A 17,545-nucleotide genomic window follows, 5' to 3' on the forward strand; every position below is an offset into this window, starting at 1 on the left:
GGCGTGCGCCGTCCGCCAAGGCGGCGCACGCTGGTGGTGACAAGGCCACTGTGATGAAATGCGATCCCTCGCTTCTTCGCCCTGCACAGCCTGCCGTGAAATCCCGCCTGATCCGCCAACTGTTTCTACCGCCTCTGATCATTCTGCTGATGGTCGGCCTGGGGTCGGTCGGCTACATGATCAGCGAGAGCAACGGCATCCGCGCCCTCAGCGAGAACGGCGAACGCCAGCTCGAGCTGCATGCGCGCACGGTCGAGAGCGAAATCAGCAAGTACACCTACCTGCCCAGCCTGCTGGAACTCGAAGACAGCGTTTCGCAATTGCTCGCCGACCCCGAAGGCGGTCCACGCCAGGCGGTCAACGAATACCTCGAAGGCCTGAACCGGCGCAGCCGCAGCCGGGCCATCTATGTGCTGGACACCAACGGCCGGGTCCAGGCCACCAGCAACTGGCGAGACCCCGACTCCTTCCTGGGTGAGGACCTGGCCTTCCGCGCCTATTTCCAGGATGCCGTGCGCGGCCAACCGGGGCGCTTCTACGGCATCGGCAGCACCACTGGCGAGGCCGGCTATTACCTGGCCCATGGCCTGGAGGAGCACGGTCGGATCATCGGCGTGGCAGTGATCAAGGTGCGCCTGGACACGCTGGAGGAGCGCTGGCAGCGCGCGCGCCTGGAGGCCTTCGTCAGCGACGAGAACGGCATCATCATTCTTTCCAGCGATCCGGCGCGCCGGCTCAAATCGGTCCGCCCGCTGACCCCTCAGGTCAAGGAGGACCTGGCGCGCAGCCTGCAGTACTACTGGTGGCCGCTCAACGAGCTGCACCCTCTGGCGCGCGAAGCCCTGGGCGATGGCGTGGAGAAACTCACCTTCCCGGCCAGCCGCGACAGCGGCCAGGACGCCAGCCACGAAGTCACCTACCTGGCACAGACCCGACGTCTGGCCGATACGCCCTGGCACTTCACCCTGCTCACCCCGTTGCAGGACTTGCACCGCGAGTCGATGATCCAGGGCATCCTGGTAGGCGTCGCCTTCGCCCTGCTGGCGATCCTCGGCATCGCCTGGAACGAGCGGCGCAAGGTGATCGCTACCCGCCTGGCGGCCCGCGAAGCACTCGAAGAAGCCAACAGCCAGTTGGAACGGCGGATCGCCGAGCGTACCGCCGACCTGCGCGCCAGCAACGAGCGGCTCAAAGGTCAGATCCGCGAACGCCGTCATGCCGAACAAACCTTGCGTCACGCCCAGGACGAGCTGGTCCAGGCCGGCAAGCTGGCCGCCATTGGACAGATGTCCACCAGCATCGCCCACGAGCTCAACCAGCCACTGGCGGCGCTGCGCACGCTCTCGGGTAATACCGTGCGCTTCCTCGAACGCGGCGCCCTGGACACCGCCAGCACCAATCTGCGCACCATGAACGACCTGATCGACCGCATGGGCCGGATCACCGCGAGTCTGCGTTCCTTCGCCCGCCGCGGCGAAGACAGCGGCCTGGCGTCGCTCGATAGCGCGGTGGAGGCCACCTTGCAGGTGCTGGCCAACCGTATCGGTGCCTGCGGCCTGCAATTGCACCGCGATTTCGACGACCAGGCACTGGCCATCGACCAGACGCGGCTGGAACAGATCCTGGTCAATCTGATCGGCAACGCGCTGGACGCCATGACTGCCCAAGCCCACCCGCAACTGTGGCTGGAGGGCGAACTGGCCGGCGACCGCTACCGCCTGCGGGTACGCGACAACGGCCACGGCATCGACCATGAAGCGCGCAAACACCTGTTCGAACCCTTCTTCACCACCAAACCGGGCGAGCACGGCCTGGGCCTGGGCCTGACGCTGTCGGCCAGCCTGGCCGCTGCGGCCAAAGGCGCCCTGAGCGTCGAACACCCTGCCGGCGGCGGCACCGCGTTCGTCCTCAGCCTGCCGCTGGCAACGCCCGCCACCGACTCGGCCGATACACCATGAACGAAGAGTCCCCATGACCCCAGCTCCCCTGACCGTCCTGATCGTCGAAGACGACCCCCACGTGCTGCTCGGCTGCCAGCAAGCGCTGGCGCTGGAGGACATCGCCTGCGAAGGCGTGGGCAGCGCCGAACAGGCGCTGGAACGTATCGGCGACGATTTTGCCGGTATCGTCGTCAGCGACATCCGTCTACCCGGTATCGATGGCCTGGAACTGCTCAACCGCCTCAAGGCCCGCGACCGCAGCCTGCCGGTGGTGCTGATCACCGGCCACGGCGATATCGACATGGCGGTCGGTGCGATGCGCAACGGTGCCTACGACTTCATGGAAAAGCCGTTCTCGCCGGAGCGGCTGGTGGACGTGGTGCGCCGCGCGCTGGAGCAGCGCGGGCTGTCACGCGAAGTGGTGGCCTTGCGTAAGCAGTTGGCTGGCCAGGGCTCGCTGGAAGCGCGCATCATCGGCCGCTCGCCGGCCATGCAGGCGCTGCGCGAGCTGATCGCCAACGTCGCCGATACCTCAGCCAACGTACTGATCGAAGGCGAGACCGGCACCGGCAAGGAATTGGTCGCGCGTTGCCTGCACGATTTCAGCCGCCGTCAGAGCGCGCCGTTCGTGGCCCTGAACTGCGGCGGTCTGCCGGAGAACCTGTTCGAGAGCGAAATTTTCGGCCACGAAGCCAACGCTTTCACCGGCGCCGGCAAGCGGCGCATCGGCAAGATCGAGCACGCCAATGGCGGCACGCTGTTTCTCGACGAGGTCGAGAGCATGCCCGTCAACCTGCAGATCAAGCTACTGCGCGTACTACAGGAGCGCACGCTCGAACGGCTGGGCTCGAACCAGAGCATCCCGGTGGACTGCCGGATAATTGCCGCCACCAAGTCTGACCTCGACGCGCTGGGCTCCACGGGGCAGTTCCGCAGCGACCTGTACTACCGCCTCAACGTGGTTACGCTCGAGCTGCCGCCACTGCGCGAACGCCGCGAAGACGTCCTCCAGTTGTTCGAACATTTCCTCCAGCAGTCAGCGCTGCGCTTCGATCGTGAAGCGCCGCAATTGGACAGCCAGACCCTGTCGCGGCTAATGGCCCACGACTGGCCAGGCAACGTACGCGAGCTGCGCAACGTCGCCGAGCGTTACGCGCTGGGACTGCCAGCGTTCAAGAAACCCGGCGTCGGCGGCAGCCAGGGCCTGGGCTTTGCCGAGGCAGTCGAAGCCTTCGAGCGCAATTTGCTCAGCGATGCCTTGCAGCGCACCGGGGGTAACCTCAGCCAGGCCAGCCAGGAGCTGGGCATGGCCAAGACCACGTTGTTCGACAAGGTGAAGAAATACGGCCTGGGCTGAGCGCCTCTCACCGACGGCGCGGTTCCAGGCCTAGACGCCAGCCTGCTCAAAGCCCGGCGATGTGCGCCGTTTCCTGGCGATGCGACTTCAGATACGGCAGTACCGCCGCCAGCAACGGCGCCTTGAACGGCTCCTGGAATCGGTGCGCCAAGCCCGGAATCAAGCGCAGTTGACTGCCCTGGATGTGCGCGGCCAGGTGCACGCCGTGCATCACCGGCAGCAACGGATCGGCCGTGCCATGCACCACCAGCGTCGGCACCCGCAGGCGGTTGAGCAGTTGTACCCGGCTCGGCTCGGCCAGAATCGCCATGATCTGGCGCTTGACCCCCTCCGGATTGAACGCCCGGTCGTAAGCCTGCGCGGCCTGCTGCAACAACACCGCGCGGTCATCGTGCACCGCTGGGCTGCCCAGTGCCGCCAACAAGTCGGCCTGCTGCTCCAGCGCGACCTCGCGGCTCGGTGCGCTGCGCCGGGCGAGCAATTGCACCAACGCCGCGCTCGGCGCCGGTAGGCCCTGGGCGCCGGAGCTGGACATGATCAAGGTCAGGCTACGCACCCGTTGCGGCGCCATGGCCGCCAGATGCTGGGCGATCATGCCGCCCATGCTCACCCCCAGCACATGGAACTGCTCGATGCCCAGCGCATCCATCAGCCCGAGGCCGTCACCGGCCATGTCAGTCAGGCTGTAAGGGGCAGCCACTGGCAACCCCAGCTTGTAGCGCAGCAGTTCGACGGTGAGGTTGGCCGAGGCCGGCGGCTGGTTCCAACGCGACAGACCGACATCGCGGTTGTCGTAGCGAATCACCCGAAAGCCCTGGCGGCACAACGCCTCGACCACGTCGTCCGGCCAGTGGATCAGTTGCCCGCCCAAGCCCATCACCAGCAGCAGTGCCGGATCGCCCGGCGTACCGACGCTCTGGTAGACCAGGCTCAATCCCCCCAGCTCGGCGCGCTGCACCGGCACCTGGGCATCGCAACGCCCTGCAGCGAAACCGGCCGGCCCCCCGCACAGCAGCAGAACAATAATCAGAAAGTACCGCATGGACAGAAACACCAGAATGCAAATCCCCAGTAGAGCGCGAGTCTGATGAAATCCGTTAAAGCGCGCTGCCACAGTTGCGTGACAGTTTGATTAAGGTCGCTGAACGGTCATGAATCCTGCAGTCGACACACCGCGCAACATGAGGGAAACTCAACCCCATCTGATTTTCCTCAAAATTTGCTCACGGAGCTGCACGTGCTGGAAATCCGTCACCTGAAAACCCTTCATGCCTTGCGCGAGGCCGACAGCCTTGTGGAGGCTGCCGAGCGCCTGCACCTGACCCAGTCGGCGCTGTCGCATCAGTTCAAGGAGCTGGAGGAGCGCCTTGGCATGCAACTGTTCGTGCGCAAGACCAAACCGATCCGCTTCACCAGCGCCGGCCTGCGCCTGCTGCAACTGGCCGACGCCACGCTGCCGCTGCTGCGCGGTGCCGAACGCGACATCGCGCGCCTGGCCGGCGGCACCGCCGGTCGCCTGCACATGGCCATCGAGTGCCACAGTTGCTTCCAGTGGCTGATGCCGACCATCGATCAATTCCGCGACGCCTGGCCGGAGGTGGAGCTGGACCTGGCTTCGGGTTTCGCTTTCGCTCCGCTGCCGGCGCTGGCCCGTGGCGACCTCGACCTGGTGGTGACTTCCGACCCGCTGGACCTGGCCGGCATCACCTACGTGCCGCTGTTCACCTACGAGGCCATGCTCGCGGTGGCCAATCAGCACGCGCTGGCGACCAAGCCCTACATCGTGCCGGAAGACTTGGTCGACCAGACGCTCATCACCTACCCAGTGGAGCGCGATCGGCTGGACATCTTCACCCGCTTCCTGGAGCCAGCGGACATCGAACCGGCCGCCGTGCGCACTTCGGAACTGACCGTGATGATGATGCAACTGGTGGCCAGCGGCCGTGGCGTGTGCGGCATGCCCCACTGGGCCTTGCACGAGTACAGCTCGCGCGGCTACGTGAAGGGCAAGCGCCTGGGCGACAAGGGCCTGTTCGCCACGCTCTATGCTGCCGTGCGCACCGACATGCTCGATGCGCCGTACATGCGCGACTTTCTGCTGACGGCCAAGGACACCTCGTTCGCCACCCTCGATGGGGTCAGCGCGGTGCGTTGAGGGCGTCGCGCCACAGCGGCAGGATCAGGTCACGGGTCAAGGGCGCGAGGGTCAGGGCGCTGGCCTGGTCGGCGGCCAGCCACTGCACTTCCTCGATTTCCGCCGCAGGCGTCACCGCCTCGGCGCAGTGAACGCGAAACAGCTCGGCCTGGACCTCGAAACCCGGCTCATTGGCCGCTGGCGCGCTAAAACGGCCCAGGTGCACCGCCTGCTCGGGATCGATGTGCAGGCCCAGTTCTTCGTGCAGTTCGCGCGCCAAGGCCTGCACCGCCGTTTCGCCCGCGTCGATCTTGCCACCGGGTTGCATGAAGGCCTGGGTGCCGCGTTTGCGCACCAGCAAGGTCCGGCCGGCCGGATCGATGAGCAGGGCAGCGGCGATATGGATGATCTGGGACATGGGCAGGGCTTCCTCAACGACGGGGCGGGGAGGATACCCGAAAAGGCCCCGTGCGCTTCAAGCCAGACGAATGGCCCCTTGCCAAGCGGGCATTCAGTCGCCATAAACGGGGCATGAACCTGCCCGCCTTGCACCACCCGGCGCTCGACCTGTTCCACCCTGCGGTGGCCCAATGGTTCGGGCAACGCTTCGCCACGGTCACCGCTGCCCAGGCCCGCGCCTGGCCGTTGATCCACGCCGGGCAGTCGATGCTGCTGGCCGCCCCCACCGGCTCGGGCAAGACCCTCAGCGCCTTTCTCGCCGTGCTCGACGAACTGTTCCGCCAAGGCCTGGCGCTCGGCGGCGAGTTGCCCGCGCACACCCAAGTCGTCTACCTCTCGCCGCTCAAGGCGCTGTCCAACGATATCCGCCTGAACCTGCAGGCGCCGCTGGAAGGCATTGCCCAGACGCTCGCCGACCTGGGGTTGCACGCGCCGCAGATCACCACCGCCGTGCGCACCGGCGACACCCCTCAGAAAGACCGCGCCGCCATGCGCCGGCGCGCGCCGCACATCCTGGTGACCACGCCCGAGTCGCTCTACGTGCTGCTTGGCTCGGCGTCCGGGCGCGCCGGGCTGACCCAGGTGCACACGGTGATCGTCGACGAGATCCATGCCCTGGCCGGCAACAAGCGCGGCAGCCACCTGGCGCTGAGCCTGGAGCGTCTGCAAGCCCTGAGCGGACGGGCGCTGCGGCGAATAGGATTGTCGGCCACGCAACGTCCCATCGAGCGGGTCGCGCAGTTCCTGGTCGGGCATGAACGACCCTGCGCCATCGTCGACGTCGGCCATACCCGTGTGCGCGACCTGGCCATCGAGGTGCCGCCGGTGCCGCTGGGTGCGGTAATGGCCAACGATGTCTGGGACCTGGTCTACGACCGCCTCGCCACCTTGGCCCGCGAGCACCGCACCACGCTGGTGTTCGTCAACACCCGACGGCTGGCCGAGCGCCTGACCCGCCACCTGAGCGAGCGCCTCGGCCAGGACCAGGTGGCCGCCCACCACGGCAGCCTGGCCAAGGAGCACCGGCTGGCGGCAGAACAGCGATTGAAAGCCGGCGAGTTGCGGCTGTTGGTGGCCACCGCCTCGCTGGAGCTGGGTATCGATATCGGCGAGGTCGACCTGGTGTGTCAAATCGCCTCGCCCGGCTCCATCGCTGCTTTCCTGCAACGCGTGGGCCGCTCGGGGCATCAGGTCGATGGCATTCCCAAAGGCCGATTGTTCGCGACCTCCCGCGACGACCTGATCGAATGTGCGGCCCTGCTCGACTGCGTACAGCGTGGCGAGCTCGATGCCCTGCACCTGCCAGAAGCCCCGCTGGATGTCCTGGCCCAGCAGATCATCGCCGAAGTCAGCAACCAGCCGTGGCCCGAGCAGGCGCTGCTGGACTGCCTGCGCGCCGCCACGCCGTACGCCGCGCTCAGCGATGAACGCTACCAGGCGGTGCTGCGCATGCTCGCCGAGGGCTACAACGGCCGCCAGGGTGTGCGCAGCGCGTACCTGCACCGCGACGCCGTCAGCGGCACCTTGCGCGGTCGGCGTGGCAGCCAGCTGGTCGCCTTGACCAGCGGCGGCACCATTGCGCAGACCGCCGACTACGCCGTGCTGCTCGAGCCCCAGGCGCTGAACATCGGCAGCGTCAACGAGGATTTCGCGGTGGAGAGCCTCGCCGGCGACATCTTCCAGTTGGGCAACGCCTCCTACCGCATTCTGCGAATCGAGCCAGGCCGCGTGCGGGTCGAAGACGCCCAGGGGCTGGCGCCGAACATCCCGTTCTGGATAGGCGAAGCGCCGGGACGCAGCGACGAGCTGTCGGCGGCGGTGGCGCGTCTGCAACAGGGCCTGGATGCGCAGTTGCAACGCCAGGCCGACGACCCCGACGCCGCCCTGAACTGGCTCATGACGCACTACGCATTGGGCGAGGACAGCGCCCGTCAGTTGCTCGACTACCTGGGGCGGACCTGGCACGTGCTCGGCGCCCTGCCCTCGCAGCAGACGCTGGTGATGGAGCGCTTCTTCGACGAGTCGGGCGGCACCCAACTGATCATTCACGCCCCCTTCGGCAGCCGCATCAATCGCGCCTGGGGCCTGGCCCTGCGCAAGCGCTTCTGCCGCACCTTCAACTTCGAGCTGCAAGCGGCGGCCAGCGAAGATGCCATCGTGCTGTCGTTGTCCACCAGCCATAGCTTCGAACTGGACGAGGTGTGGCGCTACCTCTCCAGCCGCAGCGCCGAGTCGATCCTGATCCAGGCGCTGCTCGACGCGCCGCTGTTCAGTGTGCGCTGGCGCTGGAACGCCGCTACGGCGATGGCGCTGCCGCGCTACGTCGGCGGGCGCAAAGTGGCCCCGCAGATCCAGCGGATGAAGAGTGAAGACCTGGTGGCGTCGGTCTTTCCCGACCAGATCGCCTGCCTGGAAAACCTGGTCGGCGAACGCCAGGTGCCGGACCATCCTCTGGTGCAGCAGACGCTGGACGACTGCCTGCACGACGCCATGGACAGCGAGGGCTGGCTGGCCTTGCTGCGGCGCATGGAGCGCGGCGAAGTGCGCTTGCTCGCCCGTGATCTGCCAGCCCCGTCGCCCCTGGCCTCGGCCATCCTCAACGCGCGGCCCTATGCCTTTCTCGACGACGCGCCGCTGGAAGAACGGCGCACCCAGGCGGTGCTCAATCGACGCTGGAGCGACGTGCACAGCGCCGATGACTTGGGCGCCCTGGATGCCGAGGCGATTCAGGCCGTCGCAATCGAGGCCTGGCCGCAACCGCGTGACGCCGATGAACTGCACGAAGCGCTGATGAGCCTGGGCGTGGTCACCGCCGAGGAGGTGCAGGCCAACCCAGGCTGGGACGCCCTGCTCGCGGACTTGACCCGCGGGGGGCGTGCCTGTCGCCTGGAGACGGCCGACCTAGGCCTGTGGCTGCCCCGTGAGCGACTCAAGGCGCTGACCACCCTGTACCCCGGCGCCGTCCTGACGCCTGCGGTGCAGGCGCTGCCGGGCTTCGACCAGCCTGTCGCTGCCGACGACGCCCTGTGCGAGTTGCTGCGCGCCCGCCTCAGTGGCTTCGGCCCACAGACGCTGGCGCAGATCGCCGAGCCCTTGGGTCTGCGCGAAACCCAAGTGGAACAGGGCCTGGCACGACTGGAAGGCGAAGGCTATCTGCTGCGCGGACACTTCAGCCCTGCGCAACCGGCCTTGCAGTGGTGCGAACGGCATCTGCTGGCGCGGATTCATCGTTATACGGTCAAGCGTCTGCGTCGAGAGATCGAGCCGGTCAGCCTGCAGGACTTCATGCGTTTTCTGTTCGACTGGCAGCACCTGAGCGTCGACGAACGCTTGCGCGGTCCTCAGGCCGTGACCGTGGTACTGGCGCAACTCGAAGGCTTCCCTTGCGCGGCCGGGGCCTGGGAAGCGGACGTGCTGCCCACCCGTATCGGCGACTACAGCCCACATTGGCTGGATGACGCCTGCCGCAGCGGTCAGTGGGCCTGGACCCGGCTCACCGGTAGCGTGTCGAGCAGCACGCTGTCGAGCACGCCGCTGGTGTTGCTGCCACGCGAACGCCTGGGCCTGTGGCGCAGCCTGACCTGCGGCGCCGATCCCGATACGCTGGGGCCACGGGCGCAGCGCGTGCACCAGGCCTTAAAGGCGCACGGCGCCTTGTTCTTCGACGAACTCGTCGATGAGGCGCGCCTGTTGCCCAGCGAATTGGAGACGGCGCTGCAGGAACTGGTCGGCTCAGGACTGGCCGCAGCCGACGGCTTCAGCGGCTTGCGCAGCCTGATCACGCCCGTGGGCAGGCGCACCGCGCGGCATGGCCGGCGCAGTCATGTGGCCTTTGCCAGCCCCATGCTCCAGGCCGGGCGCTGGTCATTGCTGCGCCGTGGCAGCCTCGAACAGGACAACGACGAGCGCCTTGAGTACATCGCCCGCGTGTTGCTGCGCCGCTATGGCGTGATCTGCTGGCGCCTGCTGGAGCGTGAAAGCGAACTGCTGCCGCCCTGGCGCGATCTGCTGCGCTGCTACCACCGACTGGAAGCGCGCGGGGAAATCCGTGGCGGTCGCTTCATCGCAGGGCTCGCTGGCGAACAATTCGCCCTGCCCGAAGCCGTGGCCTCGTTGCGCCAGGTACGCCGGCGCGAGGCGAAGGGTGAGGGGGTGATGGTCAGCGGCAGCGACCCGTTGAATCTGCTCGGCACGTTACTGCCGGGCACCAAGCTGCCAGCGCTGAGCGCCAATCGCCTGCTCTACCGCGACGGCGTACCGGTGGCCGTACGGGCAGGCGGTAAGTTCCGCTGCCTGGTCGAGGCCACCGGCGAGGAGCAAAACGCATGGCGCCAGCACCTGCTGCGCGGCGCCCCGATACGCAATCCCTGACCGGCTCGACGCGGCGGCGGGTGCGCGCTTATTTCGCCTGCCCGGCAAACCCGGCAAAGCGCTTGTTGAACCCGGCCACACGCCCCTCGACCGTGGTCTTGCGCTGCTGGCCGGTGTACACCGGGTGCGATGCGCTGGACACATCCAACGCCACGTAGGGGTAGGTCTGGCCATCGGTGTGCCGATGCGTGCGGTCGGTCTCGACCGTCGAGCCAATCAGGAAGAATGCGTCCGCTGCCGTGTCGTGGAACAGCACGGGGCGGTAATCGGGATGGATGCCTGCTTTCATGGAAGTACCCTCGGATCGAAAAAGATACTTTATAACATAATATTTTGAGAATGATTTTTGATACCGAAGATTTCATTTGCTCGTGCTACCTCAGACTGGCCAATGCTTGCCGCGGCGGGCTAAGGTCGAGGTTCGACCGAAGCATTCGCAAGGGAATTTCGCATGAGTCTGTCACTTCTGAGCCGTTACGCTGTGTTCGCCGGGTGCGTGCTGTTCACCCTGGCCAGCCTGCCCTTCCTGCATCACGAATGGTTGTGGCCCTTCACCCTGACCACCGCCGTGCTCAGCCTGCTTGGCCTGTTCGACCTGCTGCAGACGCGCCACGCGGTGCGCCGCAACTACCCGATCCTTGGCAACATCCGTTACCTGGTCGAGGGCATCCGCCCCGAGATCCGCCAGTACCTGTTGGAATCGGACAGCGACGCGCTGCCCTTCTCCCGCGCCCAGCGTTCGCTGGTCTACGCCCGGGCCAAGAACGAGGCCTCGGACAAACCCTTCGGCACGCTCATCGATGTGTACGAGTCCGGCTTCGAGTTCATCGGCCACTCGATGCGTCCGGCACCGTTGGCCGATCCGGCGAGCTTTCGCATCGACATCGGCGGGCCGCAGTGCAGCCAACCCTACTCGGCGTCGATCTTCAACATCTCGGCGATGAGCTTCGGCTCACTGAGCGCCAACGCGATCCGCGCCCTCAACCAAGGCGCGCACCTGGGCAACTTCGCCCATGACACCGGCGAGGGCAGCATCAGCCCCTACCACCGCGAACACGGCGGCGACCTGGTCTGGGAACTGGGCAGCGGCTACTTCGGCTGCCGCAGCGCCGACGGGCAGTTCGATCCGGCGCGCTTCGCCGAACAGGCGGCCAACCCACAGGTGCGCATGATCGAAATCAAGATGAGCCAGGGCGCCAAGCCCGGTCACGGCGGCATCCTGCCCAAGCACAAGGTCACCCAGGAAATTGCCGACACGCGCGGCATCGCCATGGGCGAGGACTGCATCTCGCCCTCGCGCCACAGCGCCTTTTCCACGCCCATCGAGATGATGCAGTTCATCGCCACGCTGCGCGAGCTGTCGGGCGGCAAGCCGGTTGGATTCAAGTTCTGCCTGGGCCATCCGTGGGAATTCATGGGCATCGCCAAGGCCATGCTGGAGACCGGCATCCTGCCCGACTTCATCGTCGTCGACGGCAAGGAAGGTGGCACCGGTGCAGCGCCGGTGGAATTCACCGACCACATCGGCGTGCCGTTGCGCGAGGGGCTGCTGTTCGTGCACAACACCCTGGTAGGCCTGAACCTGCGCGACAAGATCAAGCTCGGTGCCAGCGGCAAGATCGTCAGCGCCTTCGATATCGCCAGCGTGCTGGCCATTGGCGCCGACTGGGCCAACTCGGCACGCGGCTTCATGTTCGCCATCGGCTGCATCCAGTCGCAGAGCTGCCACACCAACAAATGCCCCACCGGCGTCGCCACCCAGGACACCTTGCGCCAACGCGCGCTGGTGGTGCCGGACAAAGCCCAGCGTGTGCTCAATTTCCACCACAACACCCTGCGCGCGCTGGCCGAAATGCTGGCCGCCGCCGGCCTCGAGCATCCGGCGCAACTGGAGGCCAAGCATTTGGTACGGCGCATCAGCGCAACCGAGATCAAGCTGTTCTCGCAGATGCACGTGTTCCTCAAGCCTGGCGAGTTGCTGACCGGCGAAGTGGACGGCCAGTTCTATTCGCGGATGTGGCAGCTCGCCCGTGCCGACAGCTTCGAGCCGCACAGCGAAATCGCCGCCTGAGGCATACCCGTCCCACGCCCCATGACAAATTTTTCACCAAACCCGGTCAGCGTCTAAGCTTCAGACAAGCAAGACGAAACTACCTGGCCGGACTGGAACACTATGGGCGTACTGTGGCACTCGGAACAGAGCAGCACCCAAGCGACCGAACCACCTCTGGCCGATGCCCCCCAGCCGAAGACGCCTCGTCAACGCCGCCTGTGGTGGCGCCTGATCGTTCTGATCGTGCTGGTGGCCTTGGTGGCAGCGGGCTTGGCCGTGCGTGAAGAGGTGCAGACTTCGCACCTGCAATCGCGCGAGTTCAGCGCGCTGGCCAGTACCCTCACCTATTCGCTCGAGCGCGGCCCGAGCGACGCCATCGTCTACCCAGGCGACGGCCCGTTCGACAAGCGCCTGGGCTACAGTGCCCTGGGCCAGTTCCTGCCAAGGTTGCTCAAGCGCGACTACCTGATCAGCGAACAGGTGCGCTTCTCCCCGGCACTGATGCGCTATGTCGATCACGGCCTGTTCGTCCCCTACGTGGAAAAGGATCAGGCCGGATTGTCGATCACCGACTGCCGTGGCGATGCCCTCTACCAGTACCGTTATCCCCAGTACCTGTACGATCGCTTCACGGACATACCGCCGGTGATCGTCAACAGCCTGCTGTTCATCGAGAACCGTGACCTGCTCGACCCTAGCAACCCGCGCAGCAACCCGGCGGTGGACTGGCCGCGTTTCGCCAAGGCCGCCTACAGCCAGGTGGCCAAGCACCTGGCCCTGCCGGGGCAGTCGGCCGGTGGCAGCACCTTGGCTACGCAGTTGGAAAAGTACCGCCATTCACCGGACGGTCTGACGGTCAGCGGGGCGGAAAAAATTCGCCAGATGATTTCCGCGAGCGTGCGCGCTTATCAGGGCGGTACGGACACCACCGTGGCGCGCCAGCGCATCGTGCGCGACTACCTCAACAGCGTGCCGCTGTCGGCAGTGCCTGGGCACGGCGAGGTGCATGGTCTGGCCGAAGGACTGCGGGTCTGGTACGGCGCCGATTTCGCCGAGGTGAACCAGGCGCTGGCCGCCAGCGCCACGGACGCGCAGAGCCTGGCTGCACGCGGCCTGGCCTTGCGCGAGGTGCTGTCGCTGATGATCGCCCAGCGCCGGCCCTCCCATTACCTGTCCAAGGGTCGAGAAGAACTGGCCGAACTGACCGATGCGCACATCCGTGTGCTCGCCGCCAACGCCATCGTCGACCGCCCGCTGGCCGAGGCCGCGCTGGCGAGCAAGGCGGTCTACCGCGACTGGGTGGCGCAGCCGACCATCGTGCCAATCGTCACCAACAAAGGCATCAGTCTGGCCCGTAACCGCCTGGCAGCCATGCTCGATCGGCCGCTGTACGACCTCGACCGCCTCGACCTGTCGGCCACCAGCACCCTGCAGGCCGAGTTGCAGACCCAGGTCAGCCAGTACCTGAAGAACCTCGCCGACCCCGCGTTCGCGGCGCAGATGGGCCTGATCGGCGAGCGCCTGCTGACCAGTCGCACCACCGACCAGGTCAGCTACAGCTTCACCCTGTTCGAGCGCACCGCCGATGGCTCGCGGGTCAGGGTGCAGACCGACAGCACCAACCAGCCGTTCGACATCAACGAGGGCAGCAAGCTGGAACTCGGTTCCACCGCCAAGTTGCGGGTACTGACCACCTATCTGGAAATCATCGCTGAGCTGCACGACCAGTACGCCGGCAAGTCAGTGGCCGACCTGCGCAAAGTGCCGGTGGCCGATCTGGACCGCATCAGCCAGTGGTCGCTGCAGTGGTTGATGCAGAACAACAAGGATCAGAACCTCGACGCCATGCTCGATGCGGCGCTGGAGCGCACCTATTCGGCCAACACCGGCGAAGCCTTCTTCACTGGCGGCGGTCTGCACCGCTTCAACAACTTTCGCCGCGAGGACAACGGTCGCAACCCCAGCCTCAAGGACGCCTTGCGCGAGTCGATCAACCTGCCCTTCATCCGCCTGATGCGCGACCTGGTGCGTTACGTCACCTACCAGCAGCCCTACAACCGCGAGCCGCTGCTCAAGGATGATGCCGACCCACGTCGCCAGGAATACCTGGCACGTTTCGCCGACCGGGAAGGCACCAACTACCTGATGCGTTTCTGGCGCAAGTACCAGCGCAAGACCTCTCAGCAGCGCCTCGACACCTTCCTCGATGGCATGCGCGTGACCCCGCAGCGCCTGGCCGCAGTGCATCGCTACCTGTTCCCCGACGCCAGCCAGGACACCTTCAACGCCTTCGTGCGCGCCCATGCCACCAAGGACAAGGCCGCCATGGCCAGGCTCAACGACGGACGCCTGGCCGAGATGTACGCGGCCTACGGTCCCGGCAAATTCGACCTGCCCGACCAGGGTTTCATTGCCAAGGTGCACCCACTGGACCTGTGGCTGCTGGGCTATCTGCTGCGCAACCCAGGTGCGAGCGCCGCCGACATGGTCAAGGCCAGCCGCTTCGAGCGCCAGGAGGTTTACAGTTGGCTGTTCAAGAGTCGCCATCAGGGCGCACGCGACAGCCGCATCCGCACCATGGTCGAGATCGAGGCATTCCTCGACATCCATCAACGCTGGAAACGCGTCGGCTACCCGTTCGATCACCTGGTGCCGTCGCTGGCCACGGCCATCGGCAGCTCGGGCGACCGGCCTGCCGCGCTCTCGGAGTTGGTGGGGATCATCCAGAACGATGGCGTACGCCTGCCGACCCTGCGTATCGACACCCTGCATTTCGCCGCCGACACCCCCTACGAAACCCAGCTTGTCAGCGATCCGGACAGGGGCCGGCGCATTCTTAAGGTGGAGGTGGCGCGCGCCCTCAAAGGCGCCATGTCGCAAGTGGTCGATGCCGGTACCGCGCGGCGCATCTCCGGCAGCTTCAAGCTGCAAGACGGCACCTCGCTGGTGATGGGCGGCAAGACCGGCACCGGCGACAACCGTCTGCAAAGCTACGGCGCGGGCGGGCGACTGATCGCCTCGCGCTCGCTCAACCGCACCGCCACGTTCGTGTTCTTCCTCGGCGATAACCACTTCGGTACGCTCACGGCCTTCGTTCCCGGCCCCAGCGCCGAAGCCTTCACGTTCACCTCGGCCCTGCCGGTACAGGTGCTCAAGGGCATGGCACCGATCCTCATGCCTTATCTGGAGCCGGGAAACCCCAATGAATGCAAGGCGCCTCGGTTAGCCCTGCGCTGAACGGCCTTACGCATCGAAAAAACAGATGATAATCATCCGCATTTAAGGCTTGAGCCTGGATATCGGTGGCGTAAGCTGTCGCGACGTCTCTCTACCCAGGGTCGTTCTCAACGGGCGTGAACCCCACGATCCTTTTCAGCCCCACTGAGCTGGGGGCGCGCCGAGAGCGACCGGAACGCCGAGGTCCCCATGAGCGATACCATCCACCGCGTCAACCACGAAATCCGCCAACGCCACCTGCATGTGCTGCGGGTCACCGACCTGACCCCACGCATGCGCCGCATCACCCTCGGTGGCCCGGAACTGGCTGGTTTCACCAGCCTGGGCAGTGACGACCACGTCAAGGTGCTGTTCGGCTGCACCCCCGAGCAACAGCAGGCGATCGACACCCGCAGCCTCGGCCGCGACGGCAGCGTGCGGCCGACCATGCGCGAGTACACCCCGCGGCGCATCGACCTCCAGGCCCTGGAGCTGGACATCGATTTCGTCCTGCACGGCGACGGCCCCGCCTCCACCTGGGCCGCTCAAGCTGCACCCGGCCAGACCCTCGACATCGCTGGTCCGCGCGCGTCGATGGTGGTGCCGGACATCTTCGACAGCTACCTGCTGATCGGCGACGAGACCGCCATTCCCGCCATCGCCAGGCGCCTGGAAACCCTGCCGGCCGGGCGTCAGGTACTGGCGGTGATAGAAATCGAGAATGAACAGGAGCGCCAGGCGCTGCCGAGCCAGGCCCAAGTGGAGGTGATTTGGCTGCGGCGCCAGGCAGAAAACGTGGCTGATTTCGTCGAGCATCTGGCACTGCCGCAAGGCCGGCTGTATGCCTGGGTGGCACTGGAGAAAACGCTGACCCGCCAGGTCAAGGCGCTGTTGCTGGACAAAGGGGTTGCAGAAGACGCGTTGAAAGCGGCCGCCTACTGGCGAGCGGATGGCGCCGCGGACGATGAATGAGGCGGCTGATCAGGCGTGTCGCCGTGACCACAGCCGGTCCACGCCCAGTAACGCCAGCCCGATCGCCCAGAACCCTGCCAGCACGCCCGACGCGTTGAGCATCACCTGGGCGTAACCGAGGCTGGCGACGTCGACGAAGGGATAGGGATAGACCCCGATCTCATGCCCGCGCCACAGGATGAACAGGAAATACAGCAGCGGGTAAAGCGTCCAGGCGCCCAAGTGCCAGAGCCGCAAGTGCCCCTTGGGCACCGCCAGGCACCAGTACAACGCGAACACCCCTGGCATCACATCGTGCAGCAGCTCGTCGGCCAGGCGCTGCCAGCCTTGCGGGTGCCAGAGGTTGCGCAGCAGCAGGCTGTAGGCCAGCGCCACCAGCACGATACTCACCAGCACACCGGCACTCACGGCCGGGCGCAGGAACCAGCGCCGCGCCGGCGACTCGCGGCCAAAGGCGGCATAGCTCAACACCGTCGCCACCAAGGTGTTGCTCAGCACGGTAAAGAAACCGAACAGGTTGATCAGGCCGCCGATCAAGCTGGCCTGCTCCTGCCAGCGCGACCACAGCACCAGATACAACTGCACCGCCAACCCTGTCCAACCCAGCCAGGCCGCCACGCTCAGCCAAGGACGCGGCCACCTCAACTGCGGCGCTGCAGCGTGACGTACAACTGCTCGACCTTTTCCCGCGCCCACGGCGTCTTGCGCAGAAACGTCAGGCTCGACTTGATGCTCGGATCGCTTTTGAAGCAGCGGATATCCACACGCTCGGCCAGGCCCTGCCATTGGTAATGGGCCACCAGTTCGGTGAGGATCTGCTCCAGTGTCTTGCCGTGCAACGCAGTGTGTTGGGCCGTGCTCATGCAGCGCTCCTGTCCAAAGATGCGCACCTTACACCAGTGTAGGCGGCCGGTGGCGGTCGATTCGGCGCCAAACGCCCGCGCGCCGACACTTTCACACACGCCTTGACGAAGGCGTGCACAAATTCCTGGCCAGAGACAATACGGTCGTGATGAAATGGCAATGTTATATTGTATCAATTC

At 66.0% G+C, this 17,545-nt stretch carries 12 protein-coding genes; 7 read left to right on the forward strand and 5 right to left on the reverse strand.

Annotated features, from left to right (window positions below):
* Positions 1–53 precede the first annotated feature (53 nt).
* Entirely contained in the window at positions 54–1,958 is a 1,905-nt protein-coding gene (locus ACK2SD_RS18965) for a sensor histidine kinase (protein WP_412460573.1), read from the forward strand.
* A gap of 64 nt (positions 1,959–2,022) precedes the next feature.
* A complete protein-coding gene (locus tag ACK2SD_RS18970; protein WP_412462341.1) occupies positions 2,023–3,297 on the forward strand; it encodes a sigma-54-dependent transcriptional regulator in 1,275 nt (424 codons plus the stop codon).
* A gap of 46 nt (positions 3,298–3,343) precedes the next feature.
* Here the strand turns inward: ACK2SD_RS18970 and ACK2SD_RS18975 are convergent, their stop codons facing one another.
* Complete coding sequence (locus ACK2SD_RS18975; protein ID WP_039575918.1) at positions 3,344–4,339, reverse strand: alpha/beta fold hydrolase; 996 nt, start codon at positions 4,337–4,339, stop codon at positions 3,344–3,346.
* A gap of 195 nt (positions 4,340–4,534) precedes the next feature.
* Between ACK2SD_RS18975 and metR the strand changes: the two genes are divergently transcribed.
* Positions 4,535–5,452 (forward strand): transcriptional regulator MetR, encoded by a 918-nt coding sequence (gene metR, locus ACK2SD_RS18980; RefSeq protein ID WP_039575916.1) that lies wholly within the window; start codon positions 4,535–4,537, stop codon positions 5,450–5,452.
* Here metR and ACK2SD_RS18985 read toward each other — a convergent pair.
* Positions 5,436–5,849 carry an NUDIX hydrolase gene (locus tag ACK2SD_RS18985; protein WP_039575915.1) on the reverse strand — a complete coding sequence of 138 codons (414 nt, stop codon included), beginning with the start codon at positions 5,847–5,849 and terminating at the stop codon, positions 5,436–5,438. The genes metR and ACK2SD_RS18985 overlap by 17 nt on opposite strands.
* Before the next feature lie 113 nt (positions 5,850–5,962).
* Here ACK2SD_RS18985 and ACK2SD_RS18990 point away from each other — a divergent pair, with 113 nt between their 5' ends.
* Entirely contained in the window at positions 5,963–10,261 is a 4,299-nt protein-coding gene (locus ACK2SD_RS18990) for a DEAD/DEAH box helicase (RefSeq protein ID WP_412460574.1), read from the forward strand.
* Positions 10,262–10,289: 28 nt separating this feature from the next.
* Here the strand turns inward: ACK2SD_RS18990 and ACK2SD_RS18995 are convergent, their stop codons facing one another.
* Complete coding sequence (locus ACK2SD_RS18995) at positions 10,290–10,550, reverse strand: type B 50S ribosomal protein L31 (protein ID WP_039575910.1); 261 nt, start codon at positions 10,548–10,550, stop codon at positions 10,290–10,292.
* Positions 10,551–10,712: 162 nt separating this feature from the next.
* Between ACK2SD_RS18995 and ACK2SD_RS19000 the strand changes: the two genes are divergently transcribed.
* From ACK2SD_RS19000 to ACK2SD_RS19010, 3 genes are all read left to right on the forward strand, one after another.
* Positions 10,713–12,332, forward strand: coding sequence for an FMN-binding glutamate synthase family protein (locus tag ACK2SD_RS19000; RefSeq protein ID WP_039575906.1), 1,620 nt, complete (start codon positions 10,713–10,715; stop codon positions 12,330–12,332).
* Positions 12,333–12,434: 102 nt separating this feature from the next.
* The gene (locus tag ACK2SD_RS19005; RefSeq protein WP_412460575.1) at positions 12,435–15,551 is read left to right on the forward strand and encodes a transglycosylase domain-containing protein; all 3,117 of its coding nucleotides are present in this window, start codon (positions 12,435–12,437) and stop codon (positions 15,549–15,551) included.
* Between the two features lie 189 nt (positions 15,552–15,740).
* Positions 15,741–16,502: a siderophore-interacting protein gene (locus ACK2SD_RS19010; protein WP_317871233.1), complete on the forward strand. Its 762-nt coding sequence runs from the start codon at positions 15,741–15,743 to the stop codon at positions 16,500–16,502.
* 9 nt (positions 16,503–16,511) lie between these two features.
* On the opposite strand, the gene ACK2SD_RS19015 is transcribed toward ACK2SD_RS19010, so the two are convergent.
* Entirely contained in the window at positions 16,512–17,147 is a 636-nt protein-coding gene (locus ACK2SD_RS19015) for a Pr6Pr family membrane protein (protein ID WP_412460576.1), read from the reverse strand.
* Positions 17,144–17,365, reverse strand: coding sequence for a VF530 family DNA-binding protein (locus tag ACK2SD_RS19020; RefSeq protein ID WP_116887687.1), 222 nt, complete (start codon positions 17,363–17,365; stop codon positions 17,144–17,146). The genes ACK2SD_RS19015 and ACK2SD_RS19020 overlap by 4 nt, the downstream gene beginning before the upstream one ends.
* Positions 17,366–17,545: the final 180 nt, after the last annotated feature.

This window comes from Pseudomonas sp. SC11, from assembly GCF_047039205.1.
Classification (GTDB): Bacteria; Pseudomonadota; Gammaproteobacteria; order Pseudomonadales; family Pseudomonadaceae; genus Aquipseudomonas; species Aquipseudomonas boreofloridensis.